Origin of the sequence: Gluconacetobacter johannae (assembly GCF_014174305.1) — a bacterium.
GTDB classification, from domain to species: Bacteria; Pseudomonadota; Alphaproteobacteria; order Acetobacterales; family Acetobacteraceae; genus Gluconacetobacter; species Gluconacetobacter johannae.
The window spans coordinates 39733-58631 of the sequence record NZ_JABEQH010000010.1 but is presented as its reverse complement, the minus strand read 5'-3'; the positions used below and the strand labels follow the sequence as shown (position 1 = coordinate 58631).

The following is an 18899-nucleotide window of genomic DNA, read 5'->3' as shown; positions in this document are numbered from 1 at the left end:
TGAGGGCGACAACAGGGATGTTCATGTGCTTGCCCAACAGCTGACCCAGGACCTGATCCTTGTCCTCGAACGTCCGGACCTGCGGGTGATCGCGGGCGCGCGGCGTATCGCCCTGGACCCGGCGTTGCAGGCGCCGTTCCGGGTCGGCGCCGATGGCGGGGTGGTGCTGGGCGCGCCCTGCCTGGCGTCGCCCGGCGTCGCGTCGGCCTTCCTGCGCCACGCGCTGGAGCTGGCCCGGCTGCTGGAAATCCCGTCGGTGGACCCGGTCCTGGCGGGACTGTGCGCGGCCCGTACCGCCGCCCTGTTCCGGGCCCTCGACGTCGCGGAGGGCAGCCGGCCCCCAGGCGCGGAATGGCTTGCCGACATGGCGGGCGACGCCCCGCCCACCGCCGCCCGCCTCGGGGTGGTGTGGGGGATGCTGGCCCCGTTGCAACCCGCGACCGAGGCGCCGGCCGATGGCTTCGCCGCCCTGCGGGCGCTGCTGGCCGGTCTGTGGCCCCTGCTGGGCCCGGCCGAAGCCCTGATGGCCGAAGGAGGGGATGCCCGCCTGGCCGTCGATCCGGCGACCGGGCTCAACCATTACGGCTGTTCGCACCGGCCGCGCCCGTGGGCGGTCACCTTCGCCTCCTCCACCGCCTCGTCCCTGTCCGAACGTGGCTTCGCGGGGGCCGAGGCCGCGCGCCTGCGCCTGGTGACGGAGGGCATGGCCGGGCGGGGCGAGGCCGCGCGCGCGGCGCTGGTGCGCGAGTTGCATGCCCGGATCGCGGCGTATTTCCATCTGGCCGACGACGAGGGCGTGGTCCTGGCCCCGTCCGGAACGGACTGCGAACTGGACGCTCTGGTCCTGGCTGCGCTGGCTTCTGGTGGACATCCCGTCAGCAACATCCTTCTGGCCCCCGAGGAAACCGGGAGTGGCGTACCGTTAGCGGCAAAAGGTTGCCATTTCGCCAACGACACCGCGCTGGGCGCGCAGGTGCGGCAGGGCGGGCTGATCGACGGCTTTCCGGCGGATACGATGCTGCTGTCGGTGCCCCTGCGCGGCCCCGACGGCGCGCTGCGCCCGGCCGGCGACGTCGATCGCGACTGCGCGGTGCTGGCGCGGCAGGCGCGCGCCGCCGGGCGGCATGTGCTGCTGCACCGGCTGGACCTGTCGAAGACCGGGCTGCTGGCGCCGGGGATGGCGGTGCTGGACGGGCTGATGGCCTGGGACGGGCCGCCGCCCGACATCGTGGTCGATGCCTGCCAGGCCCGGCTGGACCCCTGCCGGGTGCGCGACTATCTGGACCGTGGCTGGATGGTGATGGTCACCGGGTCCAAATTCTTCACCGGGCCGCCCTTCTGCGGCGCGCTGCTGCTGCCTGCGCGGGTGGCGGCGCGGCTGGCGGACGGGCGCCTGCCGGCGGGCCTGGCGCAGTACAGCCATCGGGGGGCGTGGCCCGACTGCCCCGCCGGGCAGGTGCTGCCCGTGGGCGAGAACATCGGCCTGGCCCTGCGCTGGTCGGCGGCGCTGGCGGAAATGACCGCCTTGCAGGCCATCCCCCGCGCGGTGGTGCGCGACCGGCTGGACCGCTTCCTGACGGTGGTCGAGCAGGCCATCGACGCCAGCCCCGACCTCGCGCGCCTGCCGGCGCCCGCGCCCCTCCGGCCGCCCCTGGCCGATGCCTGGGACGCGCGGCCGACCATCCTGTCCTTCTTCGTGCGCGACCCGGCGGCGCCCGGCGCGTCGTTCGCGCCGCTGTCGCTGGAGGACGCGCGCGCCCTCTATCGCTGGCTGAACACCGACCTGTCGCGGCTGGTCCCGCCGGAGGCCGACCGCGCCCTGGCGGGCCTGCTGTGCCATGTCGGCCAGCCGGTTCCGCTGCCGCACGCGGGGCGGGCGGACGGGCTGGCGGGGGCGCTGCGTCTCTCGGCCGGGGCGCGCCTGGTGTCGGGCGAGCCCTCGCACGACGGGCTGGTTCCCGACAGGCGCATGGATCGGGAAATCGGCGATGCGCTGCGGGTCGTGGCCAAGATCGGGCTGATCCTGCGGCACTGGCCGGCCATCGCCGGGGCCGCGCCGGTACAGACCTACGCCCCGTATCCGGTTATGGATGCCGATGTGAAATTGCCCCCTTGCCGATCGGATCCGCCCGCATGACCCAGAATCACGGCCATTTCCTCGACACCCCAAAACTCCAGCCGGGGGTGACCCGCTTCTGGATGATCCGCCACGCGCTGGTCGAGGAAAATGCCCGGATGCGGCTCTACGGGTCGCTGGACGTGCCGCTCTGCCCCGACAGCCTGATCGCCCAGCGCCCGATGTACGAGGCGCTGGCGGCCCGCCTGCCGCCCGAGGCGCTGTGGTTCACCTCGCCGCTGGGGCGGACGCACCGGACGGCCCAGGCGATTCAGGAGGCCGGCTACGGCCCCACGGACTGGACGGTCGAACCCGGCTTCACCGAACAGTCGATGGGCGAATGGCACGGGCTGCGCCATCACGAACTGCCCGATTGCCTGACGCTGCCGGCGCATCTGTTCTGGTCGGTGTCGGCCACCGAATGCCCGCCCGGCGGCGAAAGCATGCTGACTGTCTGCGCCCGCGTCGGCGAAACCCTCGATCGCCTGGCGCGCCGGCACGAAGGACGGGACATGGTCGTGGTCAGCCATGGCGGGGCCATCCGGGCGGCGCTGGCGCATGCCCTGCGCGTGCATGCCGATACGGCCCTGCATTTCTCGATCCAGAACCTGTCGCTGACGATCGTGGAACGCTTCCCCGAGGCCTGGCGCATCGTCACCGTCAACGAACTTCCGGGGGTCTGACGCCGCCCCGCCCGTGATGATTCAAAAAAGGCCGCCCGACAAGGCCATATAATTCCAGGGAGAGCGATAAAAATGAACGAATCCGCCCACCACAGCCTGCGCGGCACGGCGCTGCTGAACGACCCCGCCTTCAACCGGGGCACCGCGTTCACCGGCGAGGAACGGCGCGCCTACGGGCTGGAGGGCCTGCTGCCCCCGCAGATCGAGACGCTGGACCGGCAGGCGGAACGCGCCCTGCGCCATCTGGACGCCAAGCCGACCGACCTGGAACGCTATATCTACCTGTCCGCGCTGGTCGACCGGAACGAGACCCTGTTCTACAAGGTGCTGATGTCCGATCCGGCGCGTTTCGTGCCGATCGTCTATGCCCCCACCCTGGGCGAGGCCTGCAAGGCCTTCAGCCACATCTATCGTCGCCCCCGGGGCATGTATCTCAGCCTGGAGATGAAGGGCCGCCTGGCCGAGGTCCTGCGGAACTGGCCGGTCGCCGACGTGCGGTTCATCTGCGTCACCACCGGCGGGCGCATCCTGGGGCTGGGCGACATCGGCGCCAACGGCATGGGCATCCCCATCGGCAAGCTGCAGCTCTACACCGCCTGCGCGGCGGTGCCGCCGCAGACCACGCTGCCCATCCAGCTTGACATCGGCACCACCAACGCCGCCCTGCGCGCCGATCCGCTGTACCTCGGTCTGCGGCGCGAGCCGCCGCCACAGGCCGAACTGGATGCGTTCGTCGCGGAATTCGTCGACGCCGTGCAGGAGGTCTTTCCCGCCTGCTGCATCCATTTCGAGGACTGGAAGGGAACGGACGCCATCCGCTACCTGGAGCAGTATCGCGAGCGCGTGCTGTGCTACAACGACGACATCCAGGGCACCGCGTCGGTGACCTTGGCCGGCCTGATTACCGCCCTGCGGATCAAGGACGAGAAACTGTCGGACCAGACGTTCCTGTTCCTCGGCGCGGGGTCGTCGGCGCTGGGCACCTCCGACCTGCTGGTGAAGGCGATGCAGGCCGAGGGCCTGTCGCAGGCCGAGGCCCGGGCGCGGATCACCATGATGGACGTCCGGGGGCTGGTCGAGCCCTCGCGCACCGACCTGAGCGACGAGCAGCGCCGCTACGCCCACACGGCCGAGCCCACGCGCGACCTGCCCGCCACCATCCGCCGGGTGCGCCCCAGCGTGCTGATCGGCGTGTCCACCGCCGGCGGGGCCTTCACGCGCGAGGTCGTGTCGCTGATGGCCGAAATCAACGTGCGTCCGGTGATCTTCCCGCTGTCGATCCCTCATGCCGAATGCACGGCCGAACAGGCCTATGCCTGGTCGGACGGGCGGGCGCTGTATGCGGCGGGGGTGCCGTTTCCGCAGGTCACGCGCGGCGAGGCCGTCTTCCGCCCCGGGCAGGCCAATAATTTCTACATCTTCCCAGGGCTGGGGCTGGCGACCTACGCCACCCGGCCGCGCCTGATGACCGACGCCCTGATTATCGAGGCCGCGCACGCCCTGGCCGACCAGGTCGATGTGACGGCGCAGGCGCGCGGCATGCTCTACCCGCCGCAAAGCCAGATCCTGGAGGTCCAGATCACCTCGGCCTGCCGCCTGGCCGAATATATCTTCGAGTCCGGCATGGCGCAGGTGGACCGCCCCGCCGATATCCGCTCGTGGATCGAGGGCATGACCTACAGTCCGGCCTACGACCTGGCGGACTGAGACCGGCGGGCGGAAAGGTCGGGGCGCCGCCCGAGATCAGGCCTGGCGGTTTTCGATCAGGCTCCGGCGGATATGCCGCCCGCGCTCGATCCGGTCGACGATGAATTCCTCGTCGCCCCAGCGGATGGCGCGGGCCATGGCCTGCGCGTCCTCCATGAAGCGGGCCAGCATTTCCAGCAGCGCCTCGCGGTTGTTGAGGAAGATGTCCCGCCACATCACCGGGTCGGACGCCGCGATGCGGGTGAAGTCGCGGAAGCCCGAGGCCGCGAAATCCAGCACTTCGGACCGGGTTTCGTCCGCAAGGTCGTCGGCGGTGCCGCAGATGGTGAAGGCCAGCAGATGCGGCAGATGGCTGACGATCGCGCAGACCCGGTCGTGATGGGCCGGGTCCATGATGCGGGTGCGCGCGCCCATGCGGTGCCACATCTCCACGATCAGGTCCGTCGCCGCCGCCGGCGTTTCGGGCAGCGGCGTCAGCAGGCACCAGCGATCGTCGAACAGGGTGGCGAAGCCGGCGTCGGGGCCGGAATGCTCGGTCCCGGCCATCGGGTGCGTCGGCACGAACGGCACGTCGGGGCGCAGCGCCGGGGCGATGGCGGTCAGGATCGACAGCTTGGTCGATCCGACCTCGCTGAGGATGGCGCCGGGCTTCATCGCCGGCAGGATATGGGCCCCGACCTCGGCGATCGCGCCCACGGGCACGCACAGGATCACGCAATCGGCGTCGGCGACGGCGCGCAGCGGGTCGTGCTCCACCTCGTCCGCCAGGCCCAGTTCCGCCACCCGGCGGCACACGTCGGGGCTGATGTCGCAGGCCACCAGCCGGGCCGCGATCGTGCCGTCCTGCCGCGCGCGGCGCAGGATGGACGAGCCGATCAGGCCGGGGCCGATGATGGCCAGCCTGCGGAACAGCGGGGCGGGGGAGGCGGTGATGGAATCGGTCATGACGGGGCCTGTTTCAGCGCGAGCGTTCCGACGCGGCATAGGCGGCCGGCTTCTGTTCGCGCGCCGGGGGGATGGCGCGTTCGCGCTGGCGCAGCAGGCGCATTTCCGACGCCTGCCACAGCAGCAGGACGGGGACGCCGATCACCAGGTCCCGGCCCCGCCGCAGCAGCGACAGGCCCAGCGACAGCGACGGGTCGATCCCGAAGGCCGAGCCCAGCGCCATGTAGGCCGCTTCCTGCACGCCCAGCCCGGCCGGGACCAGGAACGACGCCGACATGATGCCGCAGGCCACGCCCTCGATGGCGATGGCGCCGGTGAAGCTGAGATGCGCGCCAAGGAAATAATAGGCCACCCACACCGTGACCGCGCTGCCCATCCAGGCGACCACGTGCAGCAGGGCGGCCTGGGCGATGCGGCCGGGATGGGACCAGACCTCGTCCAGCCGCTGCTGCATGGTGTCGGCGCTGCTGAGCATGGCGCTGTGCCATTGCGAGGCGATGTTGCGGCTCAGCCCCCGGGCGACCCGCTTGAGGATGGTGCCGCCATGCTGCTGCGTCCAGATGAAGCCGCCGATGCCCAGGGCCAGCAGGGCGGTGCCGATGATGACCGGCTTGGCGAACGGGCTCGATTGCTGGTGCGCGACCAGGAAGACGACGGCCACCAGCACGAAGACGATCTGGCCCAGCACCTCGGTCGTCAGGTCGACGATATTGGCGCTGGCGGCCTCGGGCCATTCGACAGGGCGGCCGCCCCGCCCCTGCGACAGGCCCGAGCAGGTGGCGCGGATGCCCACCAGGATGCCGCCCAGTTGCGAGAACGGCAGGCAGGTCGCCGCAGCGTCGCGCACCATGCGCGACCCCGTCAGGTGCCCCAGCCCGATCTCGCGGCAAGCCGCGTGCCAGGCAAGACCCAGGATTGCGTCAACCGCAAGCTGGGCCAGCACGGTGGCGCCGAATCCGACCAGTCCGATGGACAGGACGGCCTTCACGACCGACCCCGCGCCCAGCCACGCGGTACAACCGGTAATCAGGGCCAGTCCCAGGAAGGCCAGCAGGATCGTGAGTTTTTTCAAGGATGGATCGCACTTCGTCTGCCGCGCCACGAGCGTCCTTGACGGGGCGTTCCGGCGCATGGGTTGGGCCTGACTTACACCACAGCAGGGTCTGGCGCCACCATGAGGTGTCGGGATAAATGAACCCCCGTCGCCCGAAGGTTTCCCCAGGGCGCGCCTTCTCACGTTATCGGAGCACCCGGCCGCATCATGACTGCCCCCACGCTTGTGACCGGTGCGACCGGTTTTGTCGGCTCGGCCGTTGCCCGCAACCTTCTCGAACGTGGGCATTCGCTGCGCCTGATGGCGCGCAAGGGGGCGGACCTGACGAACATCCGCGACCTGCCGGCCGAACTGGTCGAGGGCGACCTGTCGGCGCCGGCGGGCTTTGCGGCGGCGGTGAAGGGCTGCCGCTACGTCTTTCACGTCGCCGCCGACTACCGGCTGTGGGTGCCCGACCCGGCGCCGATGATGATGGCGAATGTCGAGGGCACCCGGCAGCTGATGATCGCGGCGCAGGAGGCGGGGGTGGAGCGCATCGTCTATTGCTCGTCGGTCGCGGCGCTGGGGCTGATCGGCGACGGCAGCGTGTCGGACGAGACCACGCCGGTGCACGAACACGCGGTGATCGGGATCTACAAGCGGTCCAAATACCGCGCCGAGCAGGAGGTCCTGCGCCTGGTGCGCGAACGCGGCCTGCCGGCGGTGGTCGTCAACCCCTCGACCCCGGTGGGGCCGCGCGACATCAAGCCGACGCCGACCGGGCAGATGATCCTGGACTGCGCCGCCGGGAAGATGCCCGCCTATGTCGATACCGGCGTCAATATCGTCCATGTCGATGACGTGGCCGAGGGGCACGCGCTGGCGCTGGAACGCGGCCGCGTGGGCGAGAAATACATCCTGGGCGGCCAGAATTACCTGCTGCGCGACCTGTTCGCCATGACGGCGGACATCGCCGGCGTGCGGCCGCCGCGCATCAGCCTGCCGCAATCGGTGATCTGGCCGGTGGCGGTCGTCTCGGAATGGCTGTCGCGCGGCTTCGGCATCGCGCCCCGCGTCACGCGCGAGATGCTGGCCATGTCGCACAAGAAGATGTTCTTTTCCTCGGCCAAGGCCGAGCATGAACTGGGCTACGCCCCCCGCCCGGCGCGCGTGGCGGTGTCCGACGCCGTCGCCTGGTTTCGCCAGAGCGGCATGCTGGGGTAAGGATTCGATCGAATGCTCTGGCTGGTCCTGTCGCTGCTGTCAGTCCTGATCTGGGTCGTCCTTGTCTTCTTCCATGGCCGGTTCTGGCAGGCCGGCCCGATCCTCGCCCCGGCCCGGCCGGACGGGGCTGCCTGGCCCGCCGTCTGCATCGTCGTCCCCGCGCGGGACGAGGCCGAGTCGGTGCGGGCCTGCGTGGCCTCGCTGCTGGGGCAGGATTATCCCGGACCGCTGCGCCTGATCCTGGTCGATGACAACAGCACGGACGGCACCGGCGCCCTGGCCCGCGCGGTGCCCGACCCGCTGGGCCGCCTGACGGTCATCACGGGGCAGGAGCGCCCGGCGGGATGGAGCGGCAAGCTCTGGGCGGTGGCGCAGGGCGTGGCCGAGGCCCGGCGGCAGGTGCCCGACGAGGAGGGGTTCGTGTTCCTGACCGACGCGGACATCCAGCATGATCCGCTCCACCTCGCCACCCTGGTCGCCAAGGCGCAGGCCGACGGCCTGGACCAGGTGTCCGAGATGGTGGAGCTGAACTGCCAGAGCGTGGCCGAACAGATGCTGGTCCCGGCCTTCGTCTTCTTCTTCGCGCTGCTTTATCCCTTCGCGCGGGTCAACGATCCGCGCAGCCGGGTGGCCGGGGCCGCCGGCGGGTCGATCCTGATCCGGCGCGGCGCGCTGGCGCGCATCGGCGGGATCGAGTCGCTGCGCGGCGCGCTGATCGACGATTGCACCCTGGCCGTGCGCGTCAAGCGCAGCGGCGGCCGGCTGTACCTGGGTCACAGCCGGCTGGCCCGCTCGATCCGCCCCTACCCGCATCCGCGCGACATCTGGCGCATGGTGGCGCGCACCGCCTATGTGCAGTTGCGCTATTCGCCGGTGCTGCTGGCGGGCACCGTGCTGGGCATGGTGCTGGTCTGGATCGCGCCGATGCTGTTCGCCCTGTCCGGCCATGGCGCGACGCGCCTGCTGGGGGTGCTGGCCTGGGGGGCGTCGATGGCGTCGTTCCTGCCGACCCTGCGCCGGTTCCGCCTGTCGCCGGCCTGGGCGCCGCTGCTGCCGCTGGTGGCGGTGTTCTACACCGCGGCGACCATCGGCTCGGCCATCGACCATCATCGCGGACGCGGCGTGGTCTGGAAAAGCCGCGCCTACACCGACCCGACCGGGGCTGGTGACGGCGTCCCCGGCGGACGGTAGGCAGAGGCCACGGCACGCGATAGTGTCCGCCCCGCATGACGATGATGACAGGACAGGACGTGAACGCCAGCCCGAACAACAGTGGGACCCCGGCATTGGACGCCGTGTGGGGCACGGAGGACGTGTCGTCCGGCAAGGGCGCGTCGGACGAGAATTTTCCCGTGGGGTCGCTGCTCATCAGCCGGCGGCTGCGCCCGCATGTGCATGCGTACTATGATTTCGCCCGGGTGATCGACGACATCGTCGATACCGACCGGCTGGACGCCGACGCCAAGATCGCGCGCCTGAACGCGATGGAGGACGTGGTGCTGGGCCGCCGCCAGGCCCCGCCGCGCCGCGACGCCCGGACGGCGGTGCGGGTGGGGCGGGCGTTGGCGCTGACCGGCGTGCCGGTGACGACCGCCACCGACCTGATCGTGGCGTTCCGCCAGGACGCGGTGAAGGGGCGGTACCAGTCCTGGGACGAGCTGGTGGAGTATTGCCGCTATTCCGCCAATCCGGTCGGCCGGTTCCTGCTGGGCCTGCATGGCGAGGACGCGGCCACCTTCGGCCCGTCGGATGCGCTGTGCACGTCGTTGCAGGTGCTGAACCACCTTCAGGACTGCGCGGACGACCTGCGCGTGCTCGATCGCTGCTACCTGCCCTTGCCGTGGCTGGAGCGCGAAGGGGCGTCGTTGGACGACCTGGGCGCCAGCCGCGTGTCCCCCGGCCTGCGTCGGGTGATCGACGCCCTGCTGGACCAGGTGGACAGGCTCAACCGCGAGGCCGCGCGCCTGCCCGGCCTGGTGCGGGACCGGCGCATGCGGCTGGAAAGCGCCGTGATCGTCGGCCTGGCCCATCGCCTGACCGAACGCCTGCGGCGCGAGGACCCGGTGGCCGGGCGGGTGAAGCTGTCGAAGGGCGACGTCGCAAAGGCGGGCCTGGGCGCGTTGCGGGTGCTGGTGTGAGGACGCGGGATTTGAACGGGAAGGCGGGAATGGGATTTGTACGCGGGCGAACGGCGGATGCGCCCCCCCTGGGGTGCGACCCCGCCGACCTGGCGGAGGTCGAGGGCGTGGTCGCCGCGTCGGGCACGTCGTTCGGCAAGGGCATGCGGATCCTGCCGGCGGACCGGCGGTACGGGATGTATGCCGTCTATGCGTTCTGCCGCCTGGTCGATGACGTGGCGGACGATGAGGAAGGCGATGCCGAGGACCGGTGCGCCCGCCTGCGGGCCTGGCACGAGCGGATCGCGGGCCTGTATGCGGGCCGGACCGAGGATGCGCTGGACCGCGTGCTGGGGGTGGTGATCCGCCGGTTCGACCTGCGGCAGGCGGATTTCGACGCGGTGATCGACGGCATGATGATGGATGCCGCCGGCCCCATCGTCGCCCCGGACGAAGCGACGTTCGACCTGTATTGCGACCGCGTGGCCTCGGCGGTGGGACGGCTGTCGGTGCGGGTGTTCGGCGACAGTTCGGCGGAGGCCGACCGCGTGGCCTACCATCTGGGGCGGGCGTTGCAGATCACCAACATCCTGCGCGACATCGCCGAGGACGCGGCGCGCGGGCGGCTGTACCTGCCGCGCGAACTGCTGGCGCGCTTCGACGTGCCCGCCGACCCCGCCCGCGTGGCGCGCGCCCGCCGGCTGGACGGCGTGTGCCGGGTGCTGGCCGGCCGCGCGCGCGATCATTTCCGCGCCGCCTACCGGGCGATGGGCCGGTGCGACCGGCAGGCCATGCGGCCGGCCCGCCTGATGGGCGCCACCTATGCGGCGATTCTGGCGGCGCAGGAAAAGCAGGGCTGGCGCACGCCGGAACGGCGGGTGTCGCTGTCGCGGCCGCGCAAGCTGCTGATCGCGGCGCGCGCGCTGGTAGGCTGACCGCATGACGGGACATGTCCACATCGTCGGCGGCGGCTTGGCGGGCCTGTCGGCGGCGGTCGAACTGGCGGGCAGCGGGGTGCGGATCACGGTCTACGAGGCCGGGCCGGCCTGCGGCGGCCGCGCCCGGTCGTACGAAGACCGGCATCTGGGCTGCCGGATCGACAACGGCAACCATCTGCTGCTGTCGGCGAACGACGCGGTGTTCCGCTATCTGGGCCTGATCGGGGCGGAACGCAGCCTGACCGGCCCCGGCCGGCCGATCTTTCCCTTCGTCGATCTTGGCGACCGGTCGCGCTGGACGCTGGACCTGTCGCGGGGCCGGGTGCCGTTCTGGCTGCTGTCGAAGCGCCGGCGCGTGCCCGGCATGCGCCTGTCGGAAATCCGTGGCCTGACGCGCCTGACCCAGGCCGGCCCGGACGAAACGGTGGCCGACTGCCTGTCGCCCGGCATGCTGGCTACCCGCCTGCTGGCGCCGTTCGCGGTCTCGGCGCTGAACACGCCGTGCGATACCGGCAGTGCCGCCCTGCTGGGGGCGGTGATCCGCGAAAGCCTGGCCAAGGGGGGGCGCGCCTGCATCCCCTGCTTCCCCGAGGTGGGGCTGTCGGAAAGCTTCGTCGATCCGGCGCTGGCGCATCTGTCGCTGCTGAAGGCGGAGGTCGAGACCGGCTGCCGCGTCGCCGCGGTCGAGGTCGCGGACGGGCGGGTGACCGGCCTGCGCCTGCCCGGGCGGCTGGTGCCGGTGGGGCCGGACGATACGGTGATCCTGGCGGTGCCGGCGCCGGTGGCGGCGGGCCTGCTGGCCGGCAAGGTGCCGGGCTTCACCGCGCCGGATGCGTTCGAGAGCATCCTGAACGTCCATTTCCGCATGCCTGTTCCGCCCCTGGCGCTGGGCGCGCTGGGGCAGGCGCGCTTTATCGGCATCGTCGGCGGGATCGGCGAATGGGTGTTCGTCAAGGGCGACGTGCTGTCGGTCACCGTCAGCGCCGCCAACCGCTACGCCGACCGCGACCCGGACGCGCTGGCGGCGACGATCTGGGACGAGGTCCGCATCGCCCTCGACCCCGCGCTGGCCGGCCCCCTGCCGGTGGCGATGCCGCCGGTGCGCGTGGTGCGCGAAAAGCGCGCCACCTTCGCCGCCACCCCGGCGCAGGAACGCCTGCGTCCGGGATGCGAAACGGCGCTGGGCAACCTGCTGCTGGCCGGGGACTGGACGGCCACGGGGTTGCCCGCAACAATCGAAGGTGCAATGAGATCCGGGGCGACTGCGATACGCGTCCTGCGTGCGCGCGGGCGGTCCGCCCGGGCGACGGGGTGATGCGCGGCGCGCCGATCCCCTCCGGACAGGAAATTTGGACAGGCCCGCGCCGGATGGCGGGGAACGTGGAATGATGCCGAACGCGACCGATACCCTCGATCTCTCCCGCCCCGCCGCACGGGACCCGATTGTGCCGATGGCGGACATCGACCGCGCCACGGACCGCGCCCACGCGGCGCTGGGCCGGCGGCAGAACGACGACGGGCACTGGGTGTTCGAGCTTGAGGCCGACGCCACCATTCCGGCGGAATATGTCCTGCTGGAACACTACCTCGACCGGATCGACCCCGCGTTGCAGGCGCGCATCGGCGTCTATCTGCGCCGCATCCAGGGCGAGCACGGCGGCTGGCCGCTGTATTACGGCGGCAAGTTCGACATCTCGGCGTCGGTGAAGGCGTATTTCGCGCTCAAGGCCATCGGCGACGATATAAACGCCCCGCACATGGCGCGCGCCCGCGCCGCCATCCTGGACCATGGCGGGGCCGAGCGCAGCAACGTCTTCACCCGCTTCCAGCTTGCGCTGTATGGCGAGGTGCCCTGGCATGCCACGCCCGCCATGCCGGTGGAACTGGTGCTGCTGCCGCGCAAGGCGTTCTTTTCCATGTGGAACATGTCCTACTGGTCGCGGACGGTGATCGCGCCGCTGCTGGTGCTGGCGGCGCTGCGGCCGCGCGCGCTCAACCCGCGCGGCGTGCATGTGCCGGAACTGTTCGTCACCCCGCCGTCGCGCATCCACGACTGGATCCGCGGGCCGTACCGCTCGCCGCTGGGCCGCGTGTTCAAATATGTCGACAAGCTGGTGCGCCCGGCGGAACGACTGATCCCCGAGGCCACGCGCCGCCGCGCGATCAAGGCGGCCGTCGATTTCATCGAACCCCGCCTGAACGGCGTGGACGGGCTGGGCGCGATCTATCCCGCCATGGCCAACACGGTGATGATGTACCGCGCGCTGGGCGTGCCCGACAGCGATCCGCGCGCCGCCACGGCGTGGGAGGCGGTACGCAACCTGCTGGTCGAGAACGGCGAGGAAACCTATTGCCAGCCCTGCGTGTCGCCGATCTGGGACACCGGCCTGGCCGGCCACGCGATGATCGAGGCCGCGTCCGGCCCCGAGGGCGTCCGGCCCGAGGAAACGCGCCAGAAGCTGGCCGCCGCCGCCGGCTGGCTGCGCGACCGGCAGATCCTGGACGTCAAGGGCGACTGGGCCATCAACTGCCCGGACGTGGCGCCCGGCGGATGGGCCTTCCAGTACCGCAACGATCATTACCCCGACGTCGACGACACGGCGGTGGTCGGCATGCTGCTGCACCGCGAGGGCGACCCCGCGAATGACGAGGCGATCGAACGCGCCCGCCAGTGGATCATCGGGATGCAGAGCAGCAATGGCGGCTGGGGCGCGTTCGATATCGACAACAACCTCGAATTCCTCAACCACATTCCCTTCGCCGATCACGGCGCTTTGCTGGATCCGCCGACGGCGGACGTGACCGCGCGCTGCATCTCGTTCCTGGCGCAGCTCGGCCACCCCGAGGACCGGCCGGTGATCGAACGCGGCATCGCCTACCTGCGGTCGGACCAGGAAAAGGAAGGCTGCTGGTTCGGGCGCTGGGGCACCAACTACATCTACGGCACCTGGTCGGTCCTGTGCGCCTACAACGCGGCGGGGGTGGCGCATGACGACCCCTCGATGGTCCGGGCGGTGGAGTGGCTGCGCGCCGTCCAGCGCGAGGACGGCGGCTGGGGCGAGGATTGCGCGTCGTACGAAGGCGCCACCCCCGGCATTTACCACGAAAGCCTGCCCTCGCAGACCGCCTGGGCGGTGCTGGGCCTGATGGCGGCGGGCCAGCATGGCGACCCGGCGGTGGCGCGCGGCATGGCCTTCCTGACGCGGATGCAGAACGCGGACGGCGAGTGGGACGAGGAACCGTACAACGCGGTGGGTTTCCCCAAGGTCTTCTACCTGCGCTATCACGGCTATCGCCAGTTCTTCCCGCTGATGGCGCTGTCGCGCTATCGCAACCTGGCTTCCAGCAACAGCCGCCACGTCGCGTTCGGCTTCTGATGGCGCCGGACGGGGCGGGGGCGGCGCGCGACACGGCGGCGGGCCAGGGTAATAGCCCAGGTGGAATGCCGGCCGCGCGGCCGGGCATCGTGGTGGGGATGGAGGCCGAGGCCGCGCTGATCCGCGCCTTCGCCCCCCATGCCGCCATCGGCGTCAGCGGCGCCACCCGCGCGGGGGCCGAGGCCGCCGTGGCGCGCCTGCTGCACGCGGGGGCGGACGCGATCCTGTCCTTCGGGCTGGCGGCCGGGCTGGACCCGGCCCTGCGGCCCGGCGCGGTCCTGGCGCCGCGCCATGTCCTGCTGCCCGACGGGCGGCGCCTGCCGGCCGATCCGGCCTGGCTGGCCTGGCTGGGCGACGGCCGCCCCGACATCGTGCCGGCGGACCTGCTGCACAGCGACGATGTGGTGGTGACCGCCGGGCGCAAGGGGGCCTGCTTCCGCCGCACGGGCTGCGCCGGGCTGGACATGGAAAGCGGCATCGTCGCCGGGGCCTGCGCCAGCGCCGGGGTGCCGTTCGCGGTGCTGCGCGTGGTCTGCGATCCGGCGAACCGCAGCCTGCCGCCGGCGGCGGTGCTGGCGCTGGGACCGGACGGCGGCATCGGCCTCGGCCGCATCCTGGCCAGCGTCCTGCGCCGCCCCTGGCAGATTCCGGCCCTGGTGGCGCTGGGCCGCGACGCGGCGCGGGCGCGGGCGCGGGCCATCGCCTTTCTGCGTGGGCGCTTTTTGCAGACGTCGTAGGCGCCAAGGGAAGGTCGGGCGAGGCCCGATATTTCGGCCGATCCCTTTAATTTAATTTCAATGTTTCGCGTCTGTGCTGGGGCCCGTCGGATTTGTCCGGCGAGGCGCATGACGGAGATCGCGTTCCGTGGCGGCCTCGCCTGTCTGAAAAGAGGGTGCATGTCCAGTCCGGTTCCGCTTCGTCAGGCGACGAATTTCCAGGGTCATTTCGATGGCGTGACGGGCAGGCTGGCGATGGGGTGGGCGTTCGACGCCAACGCGCCCGACGATGTCACGGAACTTCATGTCCTGATCGACGAGCAGGAGGTCGGGACGATCCGGTGCGGGCAGCCCCGTCCGGACGTGCAGCAGATCCTGGGCACCACCGCCACCCACCTGGGCTTCGCCTTTCCCATTCCCGACCAGTTCATCGACGATCGCCCGCACAGCCTGTCGCTGCGCTTTCCCGACCGCTCGGTGGTGCCGACGCTGGATGCGGACGATCCGTCGCGGCTCGGCGACAGTTGCAGCTTCCGGATCCGCTCGAAATACGAATACCGCTCGTTCGTCGACGGGCTGAAATCCGGGGCGCTGCGGGGCTGGATCCAGCGGATCGACACGCTGACGGGCGAGGTCGGCGGCCATTGCCATGTCCTGGTGACGATGGACGATGCCCCGATCGCGCAGGTGCGGGCCGATCGCTATCGCGGCGACGTGACGGCGGCCATCGGCGGCGAGGCCAATTGCGGGTTCGAACTCGTGGTGCCCAATTCCCGCCGCCGGTTCGGCGCGGTGCGGTTCCGCTTCTTCGCCATGCCCGATCATGTCGAACTGGGCGGCAGTCCGGTCGAGACGTCCATCGTCACCGACCAGCTCGAAGGCCGGCTGCTCGATCTGTCCGCGACCATCGCGCGCCTGCATGGGGAAATCACGTCCCTGCGGCGGCAGATGGTCGATCTGATCCCAAGCCCGGGCTACAATCTGGGCGATTACGACCGCTGGGCGCGCGCCTATTACGACAGCCTGCGCGCCCGCGTGGCCGCACGGCGCGTGGCGGACGGACACCCCGAGGCCGAACCGCTGGTCAGCGTGATCTGTCCGACCTACAAGCCGGAAATGAGCGATTTCACCGCGGCGGTGGAGTCGGTCATCGCGCAGACCTACCGGAACTGGGAACTGATTATCGTCGATGACGGGATGAAATCCGTTCAGGTGGCGGCGCGGATCGAGGACTATTGCCGGGCGGATTCCCGTATCCGCTCCGTGCCGCTGAAGAAGAATCTCGGCATCGCCGGGGCGACCAACGCGGGGCTGAAGGCGGCGCGGGGGGACTGGATCGTCTTCTTCGACCATGACGACCTGCTGGTCGATGTGGCGCTGGAGGTCATGGTGGCGGACGCGCGCCGGACCGGGGCGAAAATCCTGTATTCGGACGAGGACAAGATCGACCAGGCCGGCTATTTCCTGGAGCCGAACCTGAAGCCCGACTTCAACTATCGCTATCTTCTGGGCTGCAACTACATCTGCCACCTGCTGATGGTCGATGCCGCCGTGATGCGCGCGGTGGGCGAGATCCGCTCGGAGTATGACGGCGCGCAGGACCACGATCTGGTCCTGCGGCTGACCGAGGCGGTCGCGCATGGGCAGATCCATCATGTGCCGGAAATCCTGTATCACTGGCGCAAGACGCCGAATTCCACGGCGGTGGCGATCGGGAACAAGACCTACGCCATCGACGCCGGCGTCCGCTGCGTCGGCGATCATCTCAAGCGGGTCGGCAAGAAGGCCAGCGTGTCGTCGCTGCGGGGGCTGACCCTGTATCGCGTGGACTGGAAGGCCCCGCGCGCCCAGCCCTCGGTCACCGTCATCATCCCGTTCAAGGACCAGATCGACATCACCCGCCGATGCGTCGAGACGGTGCTGGCGACGACCGATTATCGCAAATACGATATCGTCCTGGTCAATAACTGGTCCCTGACGCGCGAGGCCGAACTGTTCTGCGCCGAAATGGCCGCCACCCCCCGCATCCGCGTCCTGACGGTCGAGGAGGGGTTCAACTATTCCCGCCTGAACAATCTGGCGACGCGGGAGAGCAACGCCGATTTCTACTTCTTCATGAACAACGACGTCTTCGTCCGCGATGCCGGCTGGCTGAAGACGATCGTGAACGAGGCGATGTCGTGCGACGATATCGGCGTCGTCGGCGGCAAGCTGCTCTACCCCAACGACACGGTGCAGCATGTCGGCGTCGTGGTCGGGCCGGCCGGCGTGGCGGCGCATGTGCATCGCGGGCTGGACGGCAACGAGTACGGCTTCATCGGGCGGGCGCAGCTCTCGCACGAGGTCTCGGCCGTGACGGCGGCGGGGATGCTGATCCGCGCCGACCTGTTCCGCGCCGTCGGCGGGTTCGACGAACAGAACCTGACCGTCGCCTATAACGACGTCGATCTGTGCCTGCGCGTGCGCGAGGCCGGCTATCGCATCATCCAGTGCAACGAATTCGTCGCCCATCATCACGAAAGCTTGTCGCGTGGCAGCGACAACCGGCCCGAGACCGAGGCCCGTTTCTTCGCGGAAACGCAGTTCATGCAGGAAAAATGGGGCGACCGGCCGATCTATCGCAACGACCCGGCCTACTCCCGCCATTTCACCGTCGATCTGCAACCGTTCTTCGACCTGGTGGACCCGGCGGCTCCACCCGCCTGATGCGGCCCTCGGGTCCTGCCGCGCGGTGGGGCCGGCTTGACACGGGTCAATGTCCTTTCATCCTCCGGCCTGTTAGGTTACGCGCCGGACGGAAGGGAAGGGACATGTCATGGCGACAGCGGTACTCGCGCTCAATGCCGGTTCGTCCAGCGTCAAGTTCGCCCTGTTCCATCAGGAGGCGGGGGGAACCGCGCGGCGTATCGCCTCGGGCGAACTGGAAGGCATCACCACCCATCCGCATTTCCGCGCCGTGGACGCCGACGGGCATGTGCTGGCCGAACGGACCTGGCCGGCCCCCGACCCGGCCGACACCACGGACGCCCATCACGGGCCGGTCGGCAGCCTGATCGACTGGGTGACGTCCCATCTGGGCGACGTGCCGCTGGCGGGGGTGGGGCACCGGGTGGTGCATGGCGGCCCCGATTTCATCCAGCCGGTGCGGATCACGCCGGACATCCTGGCCCGGCTGGACGCGCTGACCCCGTTCGCGCCGCTGCACCAGCCGGCCAGCCTGGGCCCGATCCGCGCCCTGGCGGCGCTGCGCCCCGACCTGGCGCAGGTGGCGTGTTTCGACACCGCCTTCCACCACACCATGCCGGCGGCGGCGACGCGGCTGGCGCTGCCGCGCGCCTATGGGCAGCGGGGGGTGCGGCGCTACGGGTTTCATGGCCTGTCCTATGAATATATCGCGTCCTGCCTGCCGGGCCTGTCGCAACGGCTGGCGGGGGGGCGCACGGTGGTGGCGCATCTGGGCAACGGGGCCAGCCTGTGCGCGCTGGACGCCGGGCGCAGCGTCGAGACCACGATGGGGTTCTCGGTGCTGGACGGGCTGGTGATGGGCACGCGCTGCGGGCAGCTCGATCCCGGGGTCATCCTGTACATGCTGCGGGCCGAAGGGCTGGACGCCGCAGGGGTCGAGGACGTGCTGTACCGGCATTCGGGCCTGCTGGGCGTGTCGGACGCATCCAGCGACATGCGCGACCTTCAGGACCGCGCCGCCGCCGACGCCCAGGCGCGTGAGGCGCTGGACCTGTTCACCTACCGCCTGGTGCAGCAGGTGGGCGCGATGGCGGCGGTGCTGGGCGGGCTGGACGGGCTGGTCTTCACCGCCGGCATCGGCGAACATGATGCCGCGGTGCGCGCGGCGGCCTGCGCGCGCCTGTCCTGGCTGGGCGTCCGGCTGGACGCGGGCGCCAACGCGGCCCACGCGCCGGTCATCAGCACCCCGGACAGCACGGTGGAGGTCCGTGTGATCCCGACCGACGAGGAAAGCATGATCCGCCGCCATGTCGCGGATTGCCTGGCAGGGGCCTGACCGTTCCCTGCGCGACAGTTTC

Annotated in this window: 14 protein-coding genes; 12 read left to right on the top strand and 2 right to left on the bottom strand. The window is 70.5% G+C overall.

Annotated elements, in window-relative coordinates; translation table 11 throughout:
• Window positions 1–25: 25 nt before the first annotated feature.
• The 3 genes from HLH21_RS08790 to HLH21_RS08780 all read left to right on the top strand — a co-directional run bounded on the left by HLH21_RS08790 (window position 26) and on the right by HLH21_RS08780 (window position 4506).
• Window positions 26–2137: a hypothetical protein gene (locus HLH21_RS08790; protein WP_182943374.1), complete on the top strand. Its 2112-nt coding sequence runs from the start codon at window positions 26–28 to the stop codon at window positions 2135–2137.
• Window positions 2134–2799 (top strand): histidine phosphatase family protein, encoded by a 666-nt coding sequence (locus HLH21_RS08785; protein WP_182943372.1) that lies wholly within the window; start codon window positions 2134–2136, stop codon window positions 2797–2799. Before HLH21_RS08790 ends, HLH21_RS08785 begins: the two co-directional genes overlap by 4 nt.
• Window positions 2800–2871: 72 nt before the next feature.
• Window positions 2872–4506, top strand: a complete 1635-nt coding sequence (locus HLH21_RS08780; protein ID WP_182943370.1) for an NAD-dependent malic enzyme — start codon at window positions 2872–2874, stop codon at window positions 4504–4506.
• 36 nt (window positions 4507–4542) lie between these two features.
• Here the strand turns inward: HLH21_RS08780 and HLH21_RS08775 are convergent, their stop codons facing one another.
• Both HLH21_RS08775 and HLH21_RS08770 read right to left on the bottom strand, forming a co-directional pair.
• Window positions 4543–5451, bottom strand: coding sequence for a prephenate/arogenate dehydrogenase family protein (locus HLH21_RS08775; protein ID WP_182943368.1), 909 nt, complete (start codon window positions 5449–5451; stop codon window positions 4543–4545).
• 13 nt (window positions 5452–5464) lie between these two features.
• Window positions 5465–6523, bottom strand: coding sequence for a lysylphosphatidylglycerol synthase domain-containing protein (locus tag HLH21_RS08770; RefSeq protein WP_182943366.1), 1059 nt, complete (start codon window positions 6521–6523; stop codon window positions 5465–5467).
• Between the two features lie 189 nt (window positions 6524–6712).
• Here HLH21_RS08770 and hpnA point away from each other — a divergent pair, with 189 nt between their 5' ends.
• The 9 genes from hpnA to HLH21_RS08725 all read left to right on the top strand — a co-directional run bounded on the left by hpnA (window position 6713) and on the right by HLH21_RS08725 (window position 18877).
• Entirely contained in the window at window positions 6713–7708 is a 996-nt protein-coding gene (hpnA, locus tag HLH21_RS08765) for a hopanoid-associated sugar epimerase (RefSeq protein WP_182943364.1), read from the top strand.
• Window positions 7709–7720: 12 nt separating this feature from the next.
• Entirely contained in the window at window positions 7721–8899 is a 1179-nt protein-coding gene (locus tag HLH21_RS08760; RefSeq protein ID WP_182943362.1) for a glycosyltransferase, read from the top strand.
• Window positions 8900–8943: 44 nt separating this feature from the next.
• The gene (gene hpnC, locus HLH21_RS08755) at window positions 8944–9846 is read left to right on the top strand and encodes a squalene synthase HpnC (RefSeq protein WP_246379465.1); all 903 of its coding nucleotides are present in this window, start codon (window positions 8944–8946) and stop codon (window positions 9844–9846) included.
• Between the two features lie 29 nt (window positions 9847–9875).
• On the top strand, window positions 9876–10760 hold the full coding sequence (gene hpnD / locus HLH21_RS08750) for a presqualene diphosphate synthase HpnD (protein ID WP_182943358.1): 885 nt from the start codon (window positions 9876–9878) through the stop codon (window positions 10758–10760).
• 4 nt (window positions 10761–10764) lie between these two features.
• Window positions 10765–12078: a hydroxysqualene dehydroxylase HpnE gene (gene hpnE / locus HLH21_RS08745; RefSeq protein ID WP_182943356.1), complete on the top strand. Its 1314-nt coding sequence runs from the start codon at window positions 10765–10767 to the stop codon at window positions 12076–12078.
• Between the two features lie 70 nt (window positions 12079–12148).
• Window positions 12149–14140 (top strand): squalene--hopene cyclase, encoded by a 1992-nt coding sequence (shc, locus tag HLH21_RS08740; protein WP_182943354.1) that lies wholly within the window; start codon window positions 12149–12151, stop codon window positions 14138–14140.
• A gap of 65 nt (window positions 14141–14205) precedes the next feature.
• On the top strand, window positions 14206–14877 hold the full coding sequence (locus HLH21_RS08735; RefSeq protein WP_246379435.1) for a phosphorylase family protein: 672 nt from the start codon (window positions 14206–14208) through the stop codon (window positions 14875–14877).
• A gap of 159 nt (window positions 14878–15036) precedes the next feature.
• On the top strand, window positions 15037–17562 hold the full coding sequence (locus tag HLH21_RS08730) for a glycosyltransferase family 2 protein (protein ID WP_182943350.1): 2526 nt from the start codon (window positions 15037–15039) through the stop codon (window positions 17560–17562).
• A 109-nt stretch (window positions 17563–17671) separates the two neighbouring features.
• Window positions 17672–18877 (top strand): acetate/propionate family kinase, encoded by a 1206-nt coding sequence (locus HLH21_RS08725; protein WP_182943348.1) that lies wholly within the window; start codon window positions 17672–17674, stop codon window positions 18875–18877.
• Window positions 18878–18899 lie beyond the last annotated feature (22 nt).

Excerpts from the sequence above, each read along its gene's own strand:
- hpnD (WP_182943358.1), top strand. The coding sequence starts at position 9,876 with ATGGGATTTGTACGCGGGCGAACGGCGGATGCGCCCCCCCTGGGGTGC.
- HLH21_RS08785 (WP_182943372.1), top strand. The coding sequence starts at position 2,134 with ATGACCCAGAATCACGGCCATTTCCTCGACACCCCAAAACTCCAGCCG.
- hpnA (WP_182943364.1), top strand. The coding sequence starts at position 6,713 with ATGACTGCCCCCACGCTTGTGACCGGTGCGACCGGTTTTGTCGGCTCG.
- hpnE (WP_182943356.1), top strand. The coding sequence starts at position 10,765 with ATGACGGGACATGTCCACATCGTCGGCGGCGGCTTGGCGGGCCTGTCG.
- hpnC (WP_246379465.1), top strand. The coding sequence starts at position 8,944 with ATGACAGGACAGGACGTGAACGCCAGCCCGAACAACAGTGGGACCCCG.
- HLH21_RS08725 (WP_182943348.1), top strand. The coding sequence starts at position 17,672 with ATGGCGACAGCGGTACTCGCGCTCAATGCCGGTTCGTCCAGCGTCAAG.
- HLH21_RS08780 (WP_182943370.1), top strand. The coding sequence starts at position 2,872 with ATGAACGAATCCGCCCACCACAGCCTGCGCGGCACGGCGCTGCTGAAC.
- HLH21_RS08775 (WP_182943368.1), bottom strand. The coding sequence starts at position 5,451 with ATGACCGATTCCATCACCGCCTCCCCCGCCCCGCTGTTCCGCAGGCTG.
- HLH21_RS08730 (WP_182943350.1), top strand. The coding sequence starts at position 15,037 with ATGTCCAGTCCGGTTCCGCTTCGTCAGGCGACGAATTTCCAGGGTCAT.
- HLH21_RS08760 (WP_182943362.1), top strand. The coding sequence starts at position 7,721 with ATGCTCTGGCTGGTCCTGTCGCTGCTGTCAGTCCTGATCTGGGTCGTC.
- HLH21_RS08735 (WP_246379435.1), top strand. The coding sequence starts at position 14,206 with ATGCCGGCCGCGCGGCCGGGCATCGTGGTGGGGATGGAGGCCGAGGCC.
- shc (WP_182943354.1), top strand. The coding sequence starts at position 12,149 with ATGATGCCGAACGCGACCGATACCCTCGATCTCTCCCGCCCCGCCGCA.